The 16,194-nt window shown below is 70.0% G+C and carries 20 protein-coding genes; 11 read left to right on the forward strand and 9 right to left on the reverse strand.

Annotated features, from left to right (window positions below; translation table 11 throughout):
- The first annotated feature begins 84 nt into the window (after nt 1–84).
- The 7 genes from N0B31_RS04725 to coaBC all read left to right on the forward strand — a co-directional run bounded on the left by N0B31_RS04725 (nt 85) and on the right by coaBC (nt 6,068).
- Nucleotides 85–438: a DUF5802 family protein gene (locus N0B31_RS04725; protein ID WP_260594692.1), complete on the forward strand. Its 354-nt coding sequence runs from the start codon at nt 85–87 to the stop codon at nt 436–438.
- A gap of 51 nt (nt 439–489) precedes the next feature.
- On the forward strand, nt 490–1,371 hold the full coding sequence (locus N0B31_RS04730) for a Vms1/Ankzf1 family peptidyl-tRNA hydrolase (protein ID WP_260594693.1): 882 nt from the start codon (nt 490–492) through the stop codon (nt 1,369–1,371).
- Between the two features lie 77 nt (nt 1,372–1,448).
- Complete coding sequence (locus N0B31_RS04735; protein ID WP_260594694.1) at nt 1,449–2,486, forward strand: N-acetyltransferase DgcN family protein; 1,038 nt, start codon at nt 1,449–1,451, stop codon at nt 2,484–2,486.
- Complete coding sequence (locus tag N0B31_RS04740; RefSeq protein WP_260594695.1) at nt 2,483–3,538, forward strand: dipeptide epimerase; 1,056 nt, start codon at nt 2,483–2,485, stop codon at nt 3,536–3,538. The genes N0B31_RS04735 and N0B31_RS04740 overlap by 4 nt, the downstream gene beginning before the upstream one ends.
- A 24-nt stretch (nt 3,539–3,562) precedes the next feature.
- Nucleotides 3,563–4,018 (forward strand): PaaI family thioesterase, encoded by a 456-nt coding sequence (locus tag N0B31_RS04745; RefSeq protein ID WP_260594696.1) that lies wholly within the window; start codon nt 3,563–3,565, stop codon nt 4,016–4,018.
- A 43-nt stretch (nt 4,019–4,061) separates the two neighbouring features.
- Nucleotides 4,062–4,832 carry an FAD-dependent oxidoreductase gene (locus tag N0B31_RS04750; RefSeq protein WP_260594697.1) on the forward strand — a complete coding sequence of 257 codons (771 nt, stop codon included), beginning with the start codon at nt 4,062–4,064 and terminating at the stop codon, nt 4,830–4,832.
- 75 nt (nt 4,833–4,907) lie between these two features.
- The gene (coaBC, locus tag N0B31_RS04755; RefSeq protein ID WP_260594698.1) at nt 4,908–6,068 is read left to right on the forward strand and encodes a bifunctional phosphopantothenoylcysteine decarboxylase/phosphopantothenate--cysteine ligase CoaBC; all 1,161 of its coding nucleotides are present in this window, start codon (nt 4,908–4,910) and stop codon (nt 6,066–6,068) included.
- 42 nt (nt 6,069–6,110) lie between these two features.
- Here the strand turns inward: coaBC and N0B31_RS04760 are convergent, their stop codons facing one another.
- Nucleotides 6,111–6,464, reverse strand: coding sequence for a DUF6713 family protein (locus N0B31_RS04760; RefSeq protein ID WP_260594699.1), 354 nt, complete (start codon nt 6,462–6,464; stop codon nt 6,111–6,113).
- Nucleotides 6,465–6,589: 125 nt separating this feature from the next.
- Nucleotides 6,590–7,261 (reverse strand): helix-turn-helix domain-containing protein, encoded by a 672-nt coding sequence (locus tag N0B31_RS04765; protein WP_260643957.1) that lies wholly within the window; start codon nt 7,259–7,261, stop codon nt 6,590–6,592.
- Nucleotides 7,262–7,396: 135 nt separating this feature from the next.
- Here N0B31_RS04765 and N0B31_RS04770 point away from each other — a divergent pair, with 135 nt between their 5' ends.
- From N0B31_RS04770 to N0B31_RS04780, 3 genes are read left to right on the forward strand one after another with little or no spacing between them, the layout of a single operon-like run.
- Nucleotides 7,397–8,071: a metal-dependent hydrolase gene (locus N0B31_RS04770; protein ID WP_260594700.1), complete on the forward strand. Its 675-nt coding sequence runs from the start codon at nt 7,397–7,399 to the stop codon at nt 8,069–8,071.
- On the forward strand, nt 8,071–8,835 hold the full coding sequence (locus tag N0B31_RS04775) for a metal-dependent hydrolase (RefSeq protein WP_260594701.1): 765 nt from the start codon (nt 8,071–8,073) through the stop codon (nt 8,833–8,835). Before N0B31_RS04770 ends, N0B31_RS04775 begins: the two co-directional genes overlap by 1 nt.
- Nucleotides 8,828–9,328 (forward strand): GNAT family N-acetyltransferase, encoded by a 501-nt coding sequence (locus tag N0B31_RS04780; RefSeq protein ID WP_260594702.1) that lies wholly within the window; start codon nt 8,828–8,830, stop codon nt 9,326–9,328. Before N0B31_RS04775 ends, N0B31_RS04780 begins: the two co-directional genes overlap by 8 nt.
- Here N0B31_RS04780 and N0B31_RS04785 read toward each other — a convergent pair.
- From N0B31_RS04785 to N0B31_RS04800, 4 genes are all read right to left on the reverse strand, one after another.
- Nucleotides 9,323–9,904 (reverse strand): DUF7978 family protein, encoded by a 582-nt coding sequence (locus tag N0B31_RS04785; protein WP_260594703.1) that lies wholly within the window; start codon nt 9,902–9,904, stop codon nt 9,323–9,325. The two genes, N0B31_RS04780 and N0B31_RS04785, sit on opposite strands and share 6 nt — an antisense overlap.
- Before the next feature lie 50 nt (nt 9,905–9,954).
- Nucleotides 9,955–10,860 (reverse strand): hypothetical protein, encoded by a 906-nt coding sequence (locus N0B31_RS04790; RefSeq protein ID WP_260594704.1) that lies wholly within the window; start codon nt 10,858–10,860, stop codon nt 9,955–9,957.
- A gap of 62 nt (nt 10,861–10,922) precedes the next feature.
- Complete coding sequence (locus N0B31_RS04795; RefSeq protein ID WP_260594705.1) at nt 10,923–11,519, reverse strand: GNAT family N-acetyltransferase; 597 nt, start codon at nt 11,517–11,519, stop codon at nt 10,923–10,925.
- A gap of 117 nt (nt 11,520–11,636) precedes the next feature.
- A complete protein-coding gene (locus N0B31_RS04800; RefSeq protein WP_260594706.1) occupies nt 11,637–11,786 on the reverse strand; it encodes a hypothetical protein in 150 nt (49 codons plus the stop codon).
- A gap of 306 nt (nt 11,787–12,092) precedes the next feature.
- Here N0B31_RS04800 and N0B31_RS04805 point away from each other — a divergent pair, with 306 nt between their 5' ends.
- A complete protein-coding gene (locus N0B31_RS04805) occupies nt 12,093–13,580 on the forward strand; it encodes a replication factor C large subunit (RefSeq protein ID WP_260594707.1) in 1,488 nt (495 codons plus the stop codon).
- A 27-nt stretch (nt 13,581–13,607) separates the two neighbouring features.
- Here N0B31_RS04805 and N0B31_RS04810 read toward each other — a convergent pair whose 3' ends face one another.
- Genes N0B31_RS04810 through N0B31_RS04820 form a run of 3 tightly spaced genes read right to left on the reverse strand, consistent with a single transcriptional unit; the run spans nt 13,608 to nt 16,194 of the window.
- Nucleotides 13,608–14,540 carry an amino acid ABC transporter permease gene (locus N0B31_RS04810; protein WP_260643958.1) on the reverse strand — a complete coding sequence of 311 codons (933 nt, stop codon included), beginning with the start codon at nt 14,538–14,540 and terminating at the stop codon, nt 13,608–13,610.
- A gap of 50 nt (nt 14,541–14,590) precedes the next feature.
- Nucleotides 14,591–15,433: an amino acid ABC transporter ATP-binding protein gene (locus N0B31_RS04815; protein WP_303655784.1), complete on the reverse strand. Its 843-nt coding sequence runs from the start codon at nt 15,431–15,433 to the stop codon at nt 14,591–14,593.
- On the reverse strand, nt 15,430–16,194 hold the full coding sequence (locus tag N0B31_RS04820) for an amino acid ABC transporter permease (RefSeq protein WP_260594708.1): 765 nt from the start codon (nt 16,192–16,194) through the stop codon (nt 15,430–15,432). Before N0B31_RS04820 ends, N0B31_RS04815 begins: the two co-directional genes overlap by 4 nt.

Here is a 16,194-nt window from a genome sequence, read left to right on the forward strand (position 1 = left end):
CCACGACGCCGACGGGGTTCTCGTCCCCGAGAAACGCGGGACAAGACTCATATACTCGTATGTTCTGTGTCAACAGGTAACACGATGTTCGAACCGTTCTCCGGGGCGTACTACCTCGGACGACTCTACCTGGAACCGCACGACGCCGAGCGCGTCGTGATGCAGCGCGCCCAGCACGAACGGGTGAACGAACAGCTCTACGGCGGCGAGGACGCGGCCATCCGCCGCCTCGACCACCCACTGGTGATGAAGGTGGGGAACGCCCACCTGTCGGTCCACGGGGCGGACGACGTGCCCGAGCGGACGCTCGGCTTCCCGCCGGGGCTGCTCGAACGCCTCGACGTCGACGCCCCCACGCTGAGCGAGGTGCTCCTCGCCAAGGCCGAACGGGCCGAGCAGTTGCTCTCCCTCGGCGGCACCGACACCGCGGCGGTCTGACCGCACGACCGGAGCAGGGGACTTTACTCCCCTCCCGGCGTCGGCCCGGTCATGCTGGACCGCCTGCTCGGTCGGGAGCCACTCAAGGAGCGAATCGCGGACCTCGAGGAGGACCTCCACCACACCGAGCGCGAGCTGGAGGCGGAACGCGACCGACGGAAGGCGGCCGTCACCGACCGACAGCGGGCCGACGAACGGGTGAACCGACTGGAGGACCGGGTGGCGGAGCTGGAGGACCGGGTGACCGACGCCGACGAGGGGGCCGACCTCTCGTTCCGGCACGAGGAGTCGCTCCGCGGTGGCCGGCTCGACGCCGTCCTCGGCCGGCTCGAGTCCGTCGAGAGTGACCCTGAGGGCCTCCTCAGCGCCTACGTCGACGGTGAGGTTCCCGACCACGTCGTCGAGACGCTCGGCGACCGGACGCCACTCGTCAGGCGAGCCGAACCGTGTCTCGTCTACGCGGACGACGCCGGCCTGCTGGCCGTGGCGCTCGACCCACCCGTCGCCCCCGAGCCGTTCCTCGACTGGGCCGACACGTTCCGGGTCGAACGGTCGTGGTTCGAGCCGCGCGGTCGGCACGCCGTCGGCCTCGTCCGTGCCGACCTGTTCGCCCTCGGGGTGTACGAGGACGGCGAGCGTGTCTCGTTCGAGGGATTCACCTCGGACGTGATGGGCGAGCACTCGAAGGGGGGCTTCTCGCAGGCCCGGTTCGAGCGCATCCGCGACGGGCAGATCGACGACCACCTCGACCGGTGTCGTGAAGCGCTCGCGGCGGTCGACGCACCGCGCTATCTCACCGGCGAGCGAGTCGTCCTCACGGAGTTCACCGACCTCGCGGCCGTCACGCGCCCCGTCGACGCCACGGGGAAGCCCGAACCCGCGCTCGAGGACGCCGTCCACGAGTTCTGGACAGCACGGCTGGCCGGGCTGTAGCGACCCGGTCAGGACGGCTCCGCTGGCCGGGCTCTGAGCCGGCACAGAACTAAGCGCCCCCCCCGAGTCCACCCGGTATGACCGAGACCACCGACCGGCGGCGCGTCCTCGTCCTCGCCCACGAGGGGTTCCCGGACCGGGCGAAGACGGCCGTCGGTCTGCTGCGCTACGGCCCGCACGAGGTGGTCGGGGTCCTCGACCGCGAGATCGCCGAGTCGAGCCCCGACGCCCGCGTGAGCGACTACCTCGACGACGTGCCCGACGCCCCCATCCTCGGCCGGGCGGACGAGGCCGACGCGTTCGACACGCTCGTCGTCGGCGTCGCCCCGATCGGCGGCGGATTCGACCGCTCGTGGCGTCCGGACGTCCGGCGGGCCATCGAGTCCGGCGCGGACGTGTGGGCCGGCCTCCACTACCTCCTGAACGAGGACGAGGAGTTCGCACGGCTCGCGGCGGAACACGACGTCGACCTCTGGGACGTGCGCGAGCCACCGGCCGACCTGACCGTCTCGGACGGGGAAGCCGGCGACGTGGACGCGACCGTCGTCCTGACCGTGGGGTCGGACTGCTCGACGGGGAAGATGACGACGACGATGGAGCTCTACGAGGCGGCCCGCGACCGCGGCTGGGACGCCGGGTTCGTCCCCACCGGCCAGACCGGCGTGATGGTCGCCGGCGACGGAATCGTCGTCGACCGCACGATATCGGACTTCACCGCCGGCGCCACCGAACGCGGCGTCCTCGCTGCGGCCGACCACGACTACGTCTTCGTGGAGGGGCAGGGCGCCATCACGCACCCGGCGTACTCCGGCGTGACGTGTGGCATCCTCCACGGTGCGATGCCGGACGCGATGGTGCTCTGTCACGAGGCCGGCCGTGAGGCCGTCCATGGCTACGAGTCGTTCCCGCTCGCGGCTCCGGAGACGCTCGTCTCGCTCTACGAGGACCTCGCCAGACCCGTCCACGAGGGCCGAGTCGTCGCGGGAGCGTTGAACACTCACCACCTCGACGAGGCGGCGGCCCACGACGCCGTCGAGGGCTTCGCCGACTCCGCGGGCGTCCCGACCACGGACCCGGTGCGGTTCGGCGTCGGGGAGGTGCTCGACGCACTATGAGGCTCGAGACCGACGTCGAGCGTGTGCGGCTCGAGACCGCCGAACCGTTCGGCATCTCACGCGGCACGACCACGGGGACGCAGAACGTCGTCGTCCGCATCGGGGACGGCGAGCACGTCGGACTCGGGGCGGCCGCGCCCTCGACGCGCTACGGCGAGACGGCGGCGACGGTGGAGACGGTCCTGCCCGACCTCCTCGCCGTCGTGGAGGACGTGGCCGACCCGCACGCTATCGACGCGGTCCACGCGGGCATGGACCGGGTCGTCCGTCGCAACCCCGCGGCGAAGGCAGCCGTCGACGTCGCGCTCCACGACCTCGCGGCCAAGCGCGTCGGCCTCCCGCTCTACCGCCACCTCGGACTCGGGACCGACGGGGTGACCTCCTCGTACACCGTCTCGCTGGCCGACGCGGAGACGATGGCCGACCGGGCGCGCGCGGCCACCGACGCCGGTTACGAGGTGCTGAAGGTGAAACTCGGCGCGGGAGACGGCGCCGACCGGGACCGGTTCGACGCCGTCCGGGCCGCCGCCCCTGGGGCGACCGTCCGCGTCGACGCCAACGAGGCGTGGACCCCCAAGCAGGCCGTCCGGAACGCCGCGTGGCTGGCCGACGGCGACGTGGAGTTCCTCGAACAGCCGGTGCCCGCGTCGGACCCGGAGGGGCTGCGGCAGGTCTACGAGCACGCGCCGCTCCCCGTCGCCGTCGACGAGTCCTGTGAGGTGGCGAGCGACGTGCCGCAGGTCGCCGACCGGGCGGACGTGGTCGTGGTGAAACTGATGAAGTGCGGCGGTGTCAGACCCGCTCTGGAGGCCATCCACGCGGCCCGCGCCCACGGCCTCGAGGTGATGCTCGGCTGTATGCTGGAGACGAACGCTGCCATCGCCGCCGGTGCACACCTCGTCCCGCTGCTCGACTACGCCGACCTCGACGGCTCACTGCTCCTCGCGAGCGACCCGTACGACGGCGTGCCGATGCCGAACGGGACCCTCGAACCGACCACCTTCGACCGGCCGGGGACCGGCGCGCGCCCGGCGACGAACGGTGACGGCTAAGTCGCGGGCCGCGTTCGGGCTGCCGTGAGCGACACAGACACCGACAGCGACACAGAGCACTTCCGGCGACTCGAACGGATGTTCCACGACGCGCCCTGCAACCAGGCGTACGAGCACGTCGACCTGACCGTCGGCCGCGGGGAGGCGGAACTCGTCCTCCGGGCGGAGGAGTCGATGCACCACCCCGGCGGCGGCGTCCACGGGACGTACTACTTCAAACTCCTCGACGACGCCGCGTTCTTCGCGGCCAACTCGCTGGTCGAGGACGTGTTCGTCCTGACGACGGAGTTCAACCTCTACCTCGAACGGCCCGTCTCGACCGGCGACATGGTCGCACACGGCGAGGTGGTCAACGACAACCCCCGCCAACTGCTCGCGGAGGCCGTCGTCCACGACGCCGACGGGAACGAGATCGCACGCGGCACCGGGTCGTTCAGTCGGTCGTCGGTCGAACTCGACGAGTCCATCGGGTACCGCTGAGCGAACCGACAACCCGAGGTGGGTCGGGGGCCTCGGGGGCAGCATGAACGACGTGACCGACGCGACGGACGCGTTCGACACCACGGTCTGTATCGTCGGAGCGGGGGTCTCCGGCCTCACCTGCGGGACGTTCACGGCTCGCGCGGGGCTAGAGACGCTCCTCGTCGACGGCGGGGAGTCCATCCTCCGGCGGAACGCCCACCTCGAGAACGTCCCCGGCTTCCCCGCCGGGGTGAACGCGCGGACGTTCCTCGACGGGAGCCGCGAGGCGGCTGCGGACGCTGGCTGTCGGTTCGTGGAAGGGCGAGCCGTCGCCACCACCGAGCACGAGGAGGGGTTCACGCTCGAACTGGACGACGGCCGCACGGTCGAGACCCGATTCCTCGTCGCGGCCTCGTGGGCCGACGCCGCCTATCTCCCCGACGCCGTGGAGACGGACCAGCGGGGGAGCAAGACGTACGTCACCGCCGACGAGTACGGCCGAACGTCCCTCGAGGGTGTCTTCGCCGCTGGACGACTGGCCGGCAAGCCCCACCAGACCGTCGTGGCGGCCGGCCACGGCGCGGAGGTGGGCCTCTCCGTCGTCGAGGCGAGCGAGGTGCCGTTCTACCACGACTGGGTCGTGCCCGAGGGGTACTTCACCGACCGCGACCGCCCGGAGCCGCCGGGCTGTGAGGAGATTCCCGCCGAGGAGTGGTCCGAGCGCGAGCGCGTGGCCCGCGAGCGGATGCGTGCCTTGCTCGCGGAACCACACCCGGACGACCCGACGCCACACCCGTCGCTGGCGGCGTCGGACGGGACCGACGAGCGGTAGCCGGTCGCCGAACGCGGCCGGACCCCGACGACCGACGGCGGACGGTTTTTGTCCGGGGGCGACGGAGCGGTTCCTATGCTAGAGGGCGTCAACGTCGCACTCGGGGTCAGTGGCTCCATCGCCGCCGTGAAGACGGTGGAGTTGGCCCACGAACTCAGACGACAGGGGGCCGAGGTCCGCGCCGTGATGACGGGGGCGGCGCAGGGTATCGTCCACCCGTGGTCACTGGAGTTCGCCACCGAGAACGACGTGGTCACAGAGATAACGGGGCGGGTCGAACACGTCGAACTCTGCGGGCGCGAGGGGTGGGCCGACGTGCTCCTCCTCGCTCCGGCGACGGCCAACACGGCCGGCAAGATAGCGGGCGCCGTGGACGACACCCCCGTCACCACCTGCGCGACGGTGGCCATCGGCGCCGGGATGCCCGTCGTGGTGGCGCCCGCGATGCACGAACCGATGTACGACCACCCCGGTGTCCTCGACGCGCTCGACACGCTGGAGTCGTGGGGCGTCTCGATGGTCGACCCGCGGATCGAGGAGGGGAAGGCGAAGATAGCCACGGAGGCCGATATCGTCCGCGAGGTGGCCCGCGCGGCGACGCCCGACACCCTCGCCGGCAGGCGCGTCGTCGTCACCTCCGGCGGGACGAGCGAACCCATCGACCCGGTCCGGGTCATCGCGAACCGCGCCTCGGGCCGGACGGGGCGGGCGGTGGCCGCTGCCTGCTACGTCGCCGGTGCGGAAGTCGTCCTCGTCCACGACGGCCCCGAGATGCCCTACGCGACAACGGAACAGGTGGAGACGGCCGCCGAGATGCTCGCGGCCGTGGAGGACCACGCACCCGACGCGCACGCCCTCGTCTCGGCCGCCGCCGTCTCGGACTACACCGTGGAGGCCAGCGACGAGAAGGTGCGTTCGGGACGAGACCTCACCCTCGACCTCCAGCCGACGCCGAAACTGGTCGACACGGTCCGGGAGGCCCACCCCGATCTCGCCATCGTCGGGTTCAAGGCTGAGACCAGTGGGGACGACGAGGCGATGGTCCAGCACGCACGCGACCTGCTCGAGCGCGTGGGGATGGCGTTCGTCGTCGCCAACGACGCGAGCGTGATGGGCCGGGACGACACCCGCGTCCTCGTCGTCCGCGAGGCCGAGCTCCGGGAGTTCGAGGGGTCGAAGACGGCGCTCGGGACGCTCGTCGCGGCGGAGCTGGCGAGCGAACTCGGCGGCGAGTGAGGCTCGGGGCCCGCCACATCCACGACGGTATCCTCGACGGGGTCACAGCACGAGGAGGAGGTGGAGTGCCCCGAGCGACGAGCCACCGAGGATCCAGACCCACGAGAACCGACTCTCGAACTGGAGCAGGGGGTGTTCACGGAGCCCGACGTGTAACAGCCCGTGGACGATGGCGAACGCGTCGAAGCCGACCTGGAACGGGAGCGACGCCACGTACCACAGGATGAGGACGACCAGCGGGACGTGGAGCGTGGTGAACAGTCGATAGCCGAGTTCGTCACTCACCGGCACGGGGGCGACGAAGAACCGCCACTCCCGCTGACGGACCGCGTCGAGTTCGTGGACGAACAGGAACGAGACCACGGTCAGGAACAGAGCCTGGGTGACGGCAGTCATACGACGACCCCGTGGAGTGGAGACTTAGGGGTTTGGCGGGCACGGGCGGCGTTCACCACCGTGTGCGGCCCTCCGTTCGGGTCGCTCCCGGAACCCACGTACCGGAGCACCCCGGCGGAGCGTGCTCAGGGGAGCGCACGCAACCGCTCCAGCATCTCCTCCAGGTCGAGGTCCGTCACCGCGAGCGAGAAACCGTCGGCCCGCGCGAGGCGCGGGGCGTGCTCCCAGAGCGACTCCGGCGTCATCCCGTGGAGGAGGACGGCACTCGGCGTGGGCGTGACGACGCGCATCGCCACCAGCGGCGACTCGCCGCGCGTGACACGAGTGAACACGAGCGCCCGGTTCGTCGACTGGCCGTAGAGGCGGTAGAACTCCTCGCTGGAGAGGCGCGTGATGGCCTCGATAGAGTCGATGACCGTGTGACCGGCGACCGTCGTCGCCTTCCCCTCGGCGACCTCGGTGGCGTCGACGGCGTCGTAGAACCGCGAGAGCGGGATGGTCGCCGGGTACTCCCGCAGGTCGTGGACGATGTCCGAGTCGAAGCCCGCGGAGAGCACGCGCCCGAACTGCCGCACGTGGTGGCCACCACGGCGCTCGTCGATGGTCAGCAGGGCCTCGACGAGACGGCGGACGACGCCGATACCCGGTGAGGTCCGTCGGCCGGCCTCGTAGTCCGAGACGACGGAGGGCGAGACGTCGAGTTCGGCCGCGAGGTCGGTCTGGGAGACCTCGAACTCCGTGCGCCACTTGCGGAGCGTGGCACCGGGGTCGGCGGAGAGGGTGACCTCTCCGGCCATCTTCTCGGCGAGTTCGCGGCGTGGGTCCGACACGGGCGTCGAGAGCGGTCTGCAGGCGATAAGCCTCACGGTCGTTGTCCCCCACCGGTGCATCCCGGGGAGAGGTTTATCACCGCCGACTCCACATCTCCGCCGATGCCACCGACGCTGGTCCACGCGGCGCTCGGGGCGATGCTCGGCGCGGCGCTCCTCGAGGACGCGTACAGCCGCCGAGCGCTCGGTGTCGTCGCCCTCGCCGCCGCCCTCCCGGACCTCGACGCCCCACTCTCCCTCCTCGTCCCCGGGCTGCACGGCGCGGCGCTCCACACTCTCTTGCTCCCGCTGGGGCTCGCAGCGCTGCTCTACTGGGACGCCCGGCGCGCCCGGCCGTGGCTGATCGCACGGTTCGGCCCGACCGCGCTCCACGTCGCCGCCGTCGCGCTGCTCGCGTGGGCCGTCGCCGGCACCGGCCTCGACCTGCTCAACCTCGCCGCGGCCAACCCCGTCTGGCCGCTCGACTCGATGTTCTACTCCGTGACCGGGAAACTGGAGTACACGACGGCGCAGGGCGTCGTCCAGACGTTCTACAACTACTCCCCGCAGGGGATGTACACGCACTACGTCGGACAGCGTGGCGCTCCCCCGAAGTTCTGCAACCCGAACGCGTGGAATCCGACGTGCACGGCGACGCCACCGGCGGGCGTCGAACGCATCCTCCCCGCCATCCAGGGTGGCTGGCAGGTGCTGCTGCTCGGAGCGGGCGTGGTCGTCGTCGTCGCCCGTGACCGTCTCGCCCGGCGTGCGCTCGACACGGACGGGGTGGACCGCTGATGCCATCGAGCGTCGTCCACGTGGGGTTCGCGCTCCTCCTCGCCGCGGGCCTGCTGGGGTCGGCCTACGACCGGCGGGCACTCGCTGTCGTCGCCGGCGCCGTGGTGTTCGCCGACCTCGACGTGTTCACCTCGCTCGTCGTGGAGGGCTCACACCGCGCGATGTTCCACACGCTGCTCGTCCCCCTGTTCGTCGGGACGTACCTCTACGCCGACACCCACTGGCGGGAGTCGTCACTCGTCCGGGCGCGCGTCGGGGACCGCGGCGTACGGGTCGCGTGGGTCGCCATCGCCGCCTTCTGCCTGTCGGCCGTCGGTCTCGACCTGTTCACGGCGGCTGGAGTCAACCCGTTCTACCCCCTGTTCGACCAGTTCTACGCGTTCAACGGTCAGGTGACGTGGTCGTCCGTGGACGGACTGACGCAGACGTTCGTGCAGGTGGGCCAGCAGTCGCCCGACTCCACGGCGGGTGGCGGGGCCGGGAGAACGACGGTGGACGTGGGACAGAAGGGGACCTCGCAGGAGTACCGCGTCGGGAGCGGCATCGACCCGTCGCGTGGCCCCGAACCCGCGAACGTCGAACGGGTGTTTCCCGTCGTCTACAACGGCTGGCAGACGTTCCTCACGCTGACGGGGCTCCTCGTGACGACCGTGAAACTCCGTGGCCTCCCGGCGTGGACGGCCGCGCGGACAGGCCGTGGGCAGGGCGAGGTTCCAAGTACCGAGCCGTCCGAGACGGGTGACGTGGAGGCCACCGATGACTGACAGTGTCGTGCGGGCGTACGACCCGAAGACGGACGCGGAGGCGCTCTGGGAGTTGAAACGCCGCTTCGAGCGTGAACTCGGGGCTGGAGGCGGGCCGGAGAAGTCCGCGACGTACGACGCGAAGCTCGACGCCGACTACCGCGAGCGCTACCTGGCGTGGGTGGCACGGTGCGTCGCCGACGAGGAGTGCCTGTTCGTGGCCGAGGCCCGCGGCGATGGGGCGGGACTCGACGGGTACGTGTTCATGCTCCCGGAACGGCTCGCGATGGTCTGGGACGCCGCCGTCGTCAACGAGGTGTACGTCTGTGCGAGTCGACGGGGGAGTGGCCTCGCAGATGCGCTCTTCGAGCGGGGGCTGGCCCACGCCCGCCAGCAGTCACTCCCGCTGGACCGGGTGGTGCTGGACGTGGACCGCGAGAACAGCCGTGCCCGCGCGTTCTACGCCAGACACGGCTTCGAACACTGGGGCGAGATGGTCGCCCGCGACCTATAGCTGCGGCGACGACGATTCGGCGGACGACCCTCCCGTGAGCGAGGCGACGACGGCGCCGACGGCACCGAAGACGACGGGGTAGACCACACCAGCCAGCAGCACACCCGTCACGAGGTCCGGGGTCACGTTCTCCGTGGCGAACAGGAAGACGCCGACCACCGACAACAGGCCGTAGCCGAGGACGACGGTGACCCCGCTCAGGGCGGCGTCGGCCGTGTCGAGGTCCGATGCACCCACGTACCGGCCGACGGCGAGGCCGGCGACGAGGAGCAAGAGCGGCGGGACGACGTAGAGCAGCGGCGTGAAGCCGTTCTCACCGCCGATGGCGTTGGTCGCGCCGCCACCGAAGAACCCGAGGTCGACGACAGTGTTCACGAAGTGCGCGTTGAAGAACACCCAGCCGACGGCCTGCCAGACGCCGATCTCGGCCGCCTCCAGCACGCGTCCGAACAGGGAGTTCTGGATGTCGCCGCTGGCGACGAGGTAGGTACACAGGTACGACAGTACCCACGCCGCGACCCCCGCGGCGGCACCGACGCCGACTGGCAACTCTCGGTCTCCGACTGAGACAGACATCGTGTCTCGTCCCTCGAGCGGCGACGGAAAGAAAGTTCTGGCCGAACCCGTCAGTCCGCGTCGCGTCGGTCGGGGTCGGTCTCCGCAACGATGGTCTCGACCCGGTCCTCGTAGGCGGCCTCCCACTCGCGGTAGACCCCGTAGGAGGGTTCCCGGTCGCGGAAGTCGCCCTCGAGGTCGGCGAGCGAGTCGGGGTCTGGCGCGAACTCGGGGTCACGGCCCCGGACCGCGTCGAGTGCGCGGGCCAGCGCGGGTCTGTCGTCGCCGTCGGGGACCTCGTGGGCGACGATGCCGACGCTCCAGCGGACCAGCATCGCGAACATCAGCACGTTGGCGAGGAGGTAGACGAACGCCGGCGTGAGGGGGTCGTACCCCTGCAGCGTGACGAGACCGAGGAGCGTCGTTCCGACGACCTCGCGGACGTAGAGCCACAGGCCGAGCGCCCCCAGCACGAGGAAGAACCCGAGGTAGCCCAGCAACTGCGCCCGTCGGTGGGTCTGGTGGACCGCCGGCGTGTTCCCGGTCCGGAGCCAGAGTTCCCAGGTGAGGTACGGTCCCTCGAGTTCGCGGTTGATCTTGCTCTCGAGGAACGAGAGGAAGTCCCCGGCCCGCATCATCCGGCTCTGCTCGGTGAGCCAGAGAGAGGTGGAGACGATGACGATGGGCGGGATGGAGGCGACGATGAGCTGTGTCACCAGTGGGTCGCCGTCCGAGAGCGCGGGGAGGACGCCGCTGAACTGCAACCCGTAGACGATGCCCACGACCACCGCGCCGCCGAGGATGATCTGGTTCTGGAAGTCGATGCTCTGGGAGATCTCCTCGCGGAGGGTCCGGTAGAGGTCCATCATCACCTCGACGCGCTCGTCCATCTCGAACGTCGACGCGCCGTTGGCTGACGGGTGGCCCCCCCAGTGCCCGCTCCCCACTCGTCCCGCCTCCGTCTCGTCCCCACTCATCGACAGGAACACACACCGCCCACGTCATAAACCCGACTACTACGGCCGGATTCCGAGTCCCGTCACGCCTCTCCCTCCCGCTCCTCGGCGGTGACGGTGAATCGATAGACGTCGGCCGGGCCGTCGGGGTACCGTTCGTGGTTCCGCAGGACCCCCTCCTCGCGCCCGCCCGCTCGCTCCACGTACTCCGAGATTGCCCGGTAAGAGTTCTCGTTGCCCACGGCACAGGTCACGGCCACGCACTCGAGGTCCAGCCGTTCGAACGCCACCCCCATCAGCGCGTGGGCGCGTTCACCGGAGTACCCGCGACCCCAGAACGGCTGCCGGAGCCACGTCCCGAGCGTCGCCACCGAGCGGTCCCAGTCGACGCCGAAGCCCCCGAGACCGGCGAACTCGCCCGCACCGTCCTCACCCGCCCGCGGGTAGAGGGCGTACTGGACACCCTCGCCCGTGGCGAACTGCTCGGCACAGGCGTCGAGGAACTCGCGGGTCTCGTTTGGGTGGCGGTGGGGGTCCCACGTCAGGAACTCGGTCACCCGGTCGATGCTCGGGGCACCCTCACGGACGTGTTCGTACAGGTCGAGCGGGTCCAGCGTCTCCCCGGTCAGCGCACGGAGGTGCAGGCGGTCGGTCTCGAGCTCGGCGGGGAACAGCGACATGCTCGCACCCAGACGGGGGGCCGTCAAAACGGTTGGCCGGGCGTGTCACGGCGTTCCGTGCCGTGCCGACGCGACCGCTCGGCGGTGGAGTACGGACGGCGAACAGTGGACAGCAGGTCAGCGGCGGCCGGAGGAGAGCGAGGTGGCGACGTCGAGGACGAGGCCGAGCGGGACGACCAGCGTCTCCGCAGCAGTCGTTACGTTCGGCCGGGGTCGTCGACTCCGGCGGCGGGATTCGGCGTCGTCCTCACGTTCCGTGTGCGGCATGGTCTCAATGATGACACACCAGTACTTAAACTATGTGTCGGATTCACGTAGGGGGACGCACGTACTGGTACAAGAACCCCCGATATGTGTATTATATATACTCGAGCACACAGTTTATATCCATAATATCGTCGGGATTCTAGGTGGGGCTGCGGTACCGTCGGCCGTTCGTCGAGAACGGCAGGTCGGCGCTCGCCGGACCCTCCGTCTGACGCACGTCGTGCGGTAGCCGGTGCGGTCGCGTCGCGACCACGGGCAGCCCCTCGGAAGAAGTAGGTATAACCGTGGGCCAGCGCTAGCCCGTGTATGACCGACTGGACGGAGACGTACCGTCCGACCACGCTGTCGGACCTCCGGGGCAACGACAAGGCCCGCGAGAGCCTCCACTCGTGGGCCCGCTCGTGGGGCGACCACCGCGAGGCCGCCGTCATCCACGGCTCGCCGGGGGTCGGCAAGACGAGTGCGGCCCACGCGCTTGCCAACGACATGGGGTGGGACGTGATGGAACTGAACGCCAGCGACTCGCGGACCCGCGACCAGATCGAGAAGGTCGCCGGTGGCGCCGCGATGAACCGCTCGCTGACGGGCACGGGTCGACAGCTCGTGATACTGGACGAGGCGGACAACCTCCACCAGCACAAGGACCGCGGCGGCGCCCGCGCGATGACGGACCTCGTGAAGTCGGCGAACCAGCCCATCGTCCTCATCGCCAACGACTACTACGACATGAGCCGGGGGCTGCGGAACGCCTGCCGCGAGATCGAGTTCCGGGACGTCTCGGCCCGCTCCATCCTCCCCGCCCTGCGAGACATCTGCCGGCGCGAGGGGGTGCAGTACGACGACGAGGCGCTCGAGCGTATCGCCGAACGCAACTCGGGCGACCTGCGCGGCGCCATCAACGACCTGCAGGCGGTCGCGGAGGGCCGGGACCACCTCACCGTCGCGGACATCTCCACCGGGAGCCGCGACCGGTCGGTCGGCATCTTCGAGTTCCTCGACGGCGTGTTGAAAGAGGAGGGCGCGCAGGAAGCGCTCCAGTTGGCGTACGACGCCGAGGAGAACCCCGAGGACCTCCTGCAGTGGGTCGAGGACAAGGTGCCGATGGTGTACGAGGGCCAGGAACTCGCCGACGCGTACGAGTTCATCTCGAACGCCGACCGCTGGCAGGGTCGCGTCCGGGCGACGCAGAACTACTCCTACTGGCGCTACATCTCCGACAACGTCGCCGCGGGCGTCGCCAGCGTCCGGCGCTCCACGCGCGGCGGGTGGACCCGCTACGGCGGGTACCCCTACCGCTCCTCGCGCGACGCGACCCGCGACCACGTCGCCCAGCAGATCGCCGAGGCCGAGGGCGTCAGCATCGCCACGGCTCGCCGCGAGTACCTCCCGTTCCTCGCCTCGATGGTCGAGTACTGCAAGCCCCGCGAACTCGCCGTCGCCATCGCCGCCCGCTACGAACTCGACGCCGAGCACCTCGCGTACGTCTCCGGGTCCGGCAAGGACACGAACAAGGTTCAGGAGATAATCGAGGACGCCGAACGCCTCCGCGAGGAGCAGGCCGTCGAGCACTCCGGCGGCGCGTTCGCCCCGGGCGAGCGTGAACTCGACGACGACGCCGTCGAGGTGGAGATAACGGACGACGGTGGGGAGGCGGACGCGGACGCCGAGGACGACGGACAGGCGACGCTGTTCGACTCGGACGATGGGGCGGCCGACGACGACGCGGTGGCAGCCAACGACGCGGAGGACTCAGAGGAGGACGACCAGCAGTCGGGGCTCTCGGACTTCATGTGAGCGCCGGGAGAGCGGGTCGGGTCGCGCCTAGCGCGCTCGACCCGTCCCCAGCCCCGGGATGGACGTGCGTTCCTCGACGACGCCCATCACGAGCGACGCCGACAACACCATCGCGAGGTAGAACAGCGCCGCGACGGAGTATATCTCGACGTAGCGGTACGTGTCGCCGCCGATGTCCCGCGCGTAGAAGAACAGCTCGCCGACGGTGATGAAGCTCGCCAGCGAGGAGTACTTGATGAGGTAGACGAGTTCGTTCGACCACCCCGGGATGGCGAACCGGAGCCCCTGCGGCAGGACGACGTGCCGGATGCCGCCCAGTTTCGAGAGCCCGATGGACCGCGCGGCGGTGAGTTGCCCGGAGTCGACGGACAACAGCGCCGACCGGATGTACTCGGACTGGTAGGCTGCGGAGTTGATGGTGAAGCCGATGAACGCGACCCAGACGGCCGTCCCAGGTATCCACCCCGTCCCGACGCCGGGGACCTCGCGGACGTACTGCGTCAGCGAGAGGCCGAAGTAGAGGACGAACAGCTGCGCGAGCAGCGGCGTCCCGCGGATGAGTTCGGTGAAGCTCAGCGACACCCACCGCGTCGCCCGGTTCCCGTAGACGCGGGCGACGCTCAGGGGCACCGCCAGCACCAGTCCGGCGAGGATGGAGACGACGGTGAGGACGACGGTGAGCCACGCCCCCGCCGCCAGTTGTGGGAGCGCCTCGACACCGAACGCGAGGAAGTCGAACCCGCCAGCGAACCAGTCGAGGACACCGTCGAGCGGCGCTGGTGCGGCGGCGTTCCGGAGTGCCTCGCCGGCCGTGACGAACTGCTCGCTCGGGAAGAACGACTCCCGGGCGCTCACGTTCGTCCCGGGGACGACGACCCAGTCGTAGACCCAGCGGACGCCGAGCCACGCCCAGAACGGGACGAGTACGGCCAGCAGGCGGGCGCGGCCGCCGAACTCCAGACTGACACCGCGACTCTCCGCCGCGGACTCCGCGGGGGCGGACTCCGTGCTCACGGTCCTTCCCCTCGCCTCGTTTCACTCGGCTCACCATCGTCGGACTCCCGACGGCCGTCCGACGAGGATCGCGGTCCTGCGGACCGCTCACCCTCGTCGTGCAGGCCGGTCAGCCGCTCCAGGAACTGCGCGGTCCGTTCCTCCTCCGGTGCGTCGAACAGCTGGTCCGGGAGCCCGCGCTCGACCACCTTCCCGCCGTCGAGGAACGAGAGCGTGGAGGCGACCTCGCGGGCGAAGCCCATCTCGTGGGTGACGCAGAGCATCGTCATGCCCTCGTCGGCGAGGTCGCGCATCACGGTCAGGACCTCCCCGATGAGCTCCGGGTCCAGCGCCGACGTGGGCTCGTCGAACAGCATCAGTTCGGGGTCCATCGCCAGCGCGCGGGCGATACCGACGCGCTGTTTCTGCCCGCCAGAGAGTTCGCCGGGGTAGGAGTCGGCCTGGTCGGCGAGTCCCACCCGTTCGAGGTGGGCCATCGCGTCCTCACGTGCCGCCGCCTTCTCCATCCCCCGGACCTCCCTGAGCCCGAGCGTGACGTTCCCCAGCGCGGTCCGGTGGGCGAACAGGTTGAAGTCCTGGAACACCATCCCGACACGCCGGCGCAGGTCGTTCTCGTCCATCGCGTAGGCGTCCTCACCGTCGAGGTAGATGTGGCCAGAGTCGATCTCTGTTAGCCGGTTCACGCATCGCAACATGGTCGACTTCCCGCTCCCGGACGGCCCGATGACGACCTCGACGTCGCCGCGGTCCATCCCGAAGTCGATGCCCCGGAGCACTCTCTCGTCCCCGTAGGACTTGTGGACGTCCTCGAACCGGAGGAGGTCGGTGTCGGCGCTCATCGCGACCCCTCCCCGGGGATGGTGAACCGCTCACCGAGGGCGTCGAGCCCCCGGTTGGTGACGAACGTGAGGACGAAGTAGACGGCAGAGACGGCGAGGATGACCTCGAACACGGCCGTCGACTCCTGGACGAAGAGGTTGAACCCGGTCGTCAGCAGCTCCGCGAGACCGATGAAGAAGGCCACGCTCGTGTCCTTCAGGACGATGGTGTACTCGTTCTGGAAGCCCGGAATCGAGCGCCGGAGCGCCTGTGGCACCACGACGTGCCGGATGGCACCGAGCTTCGAGAGGCCGACCGAGCGGGCGGCCTCCATCTGGCCCTCTCCGACGCTCTGGATGGCGCCGCGGAAGATCTGTGCCTGGTAGGCGGCCGACCGTAACCCGAGCCCCAGCGTCGCCGCGAAGAACGCGTCCAGTCCGAACTCCGTCCCGAGCACCGACACCCGTCCCCCGGGCAGCGGGATTGGGAGGACGAAGAACGTGAACGCGAAGATGACGACGATGGGCGTCCCTCGGAGGAGGACACCCACGTTCCGGACGAGGTCCGCGAGTCGCCCCTTCCCGTACACCTCGACGATACCCGCCGGGAGGCCCGCGAGGACGCCGACCGCGACGCTCGTCAGCGTGAGCAGGATGGTGATGGCGGTGCCCGCGAGCAGGAACTCCCGGTTGCGCCAGACGAACTCCCAGTCGGACTGCTGGAGCGGGACGAGCAGGTCAGCGAACGCGGGCACCGCCGGACTCAGCACGAGCGACTCCAT

This window comes from Salinirubellus salinus, from assembly GCF_025231485.1.
Classification (GTDB): Archaea; Halobacteriota; Halobacteria; order Halobacteriales; family Haloarculaceae; genus Salinirubellus; species Salinirubellus salinus.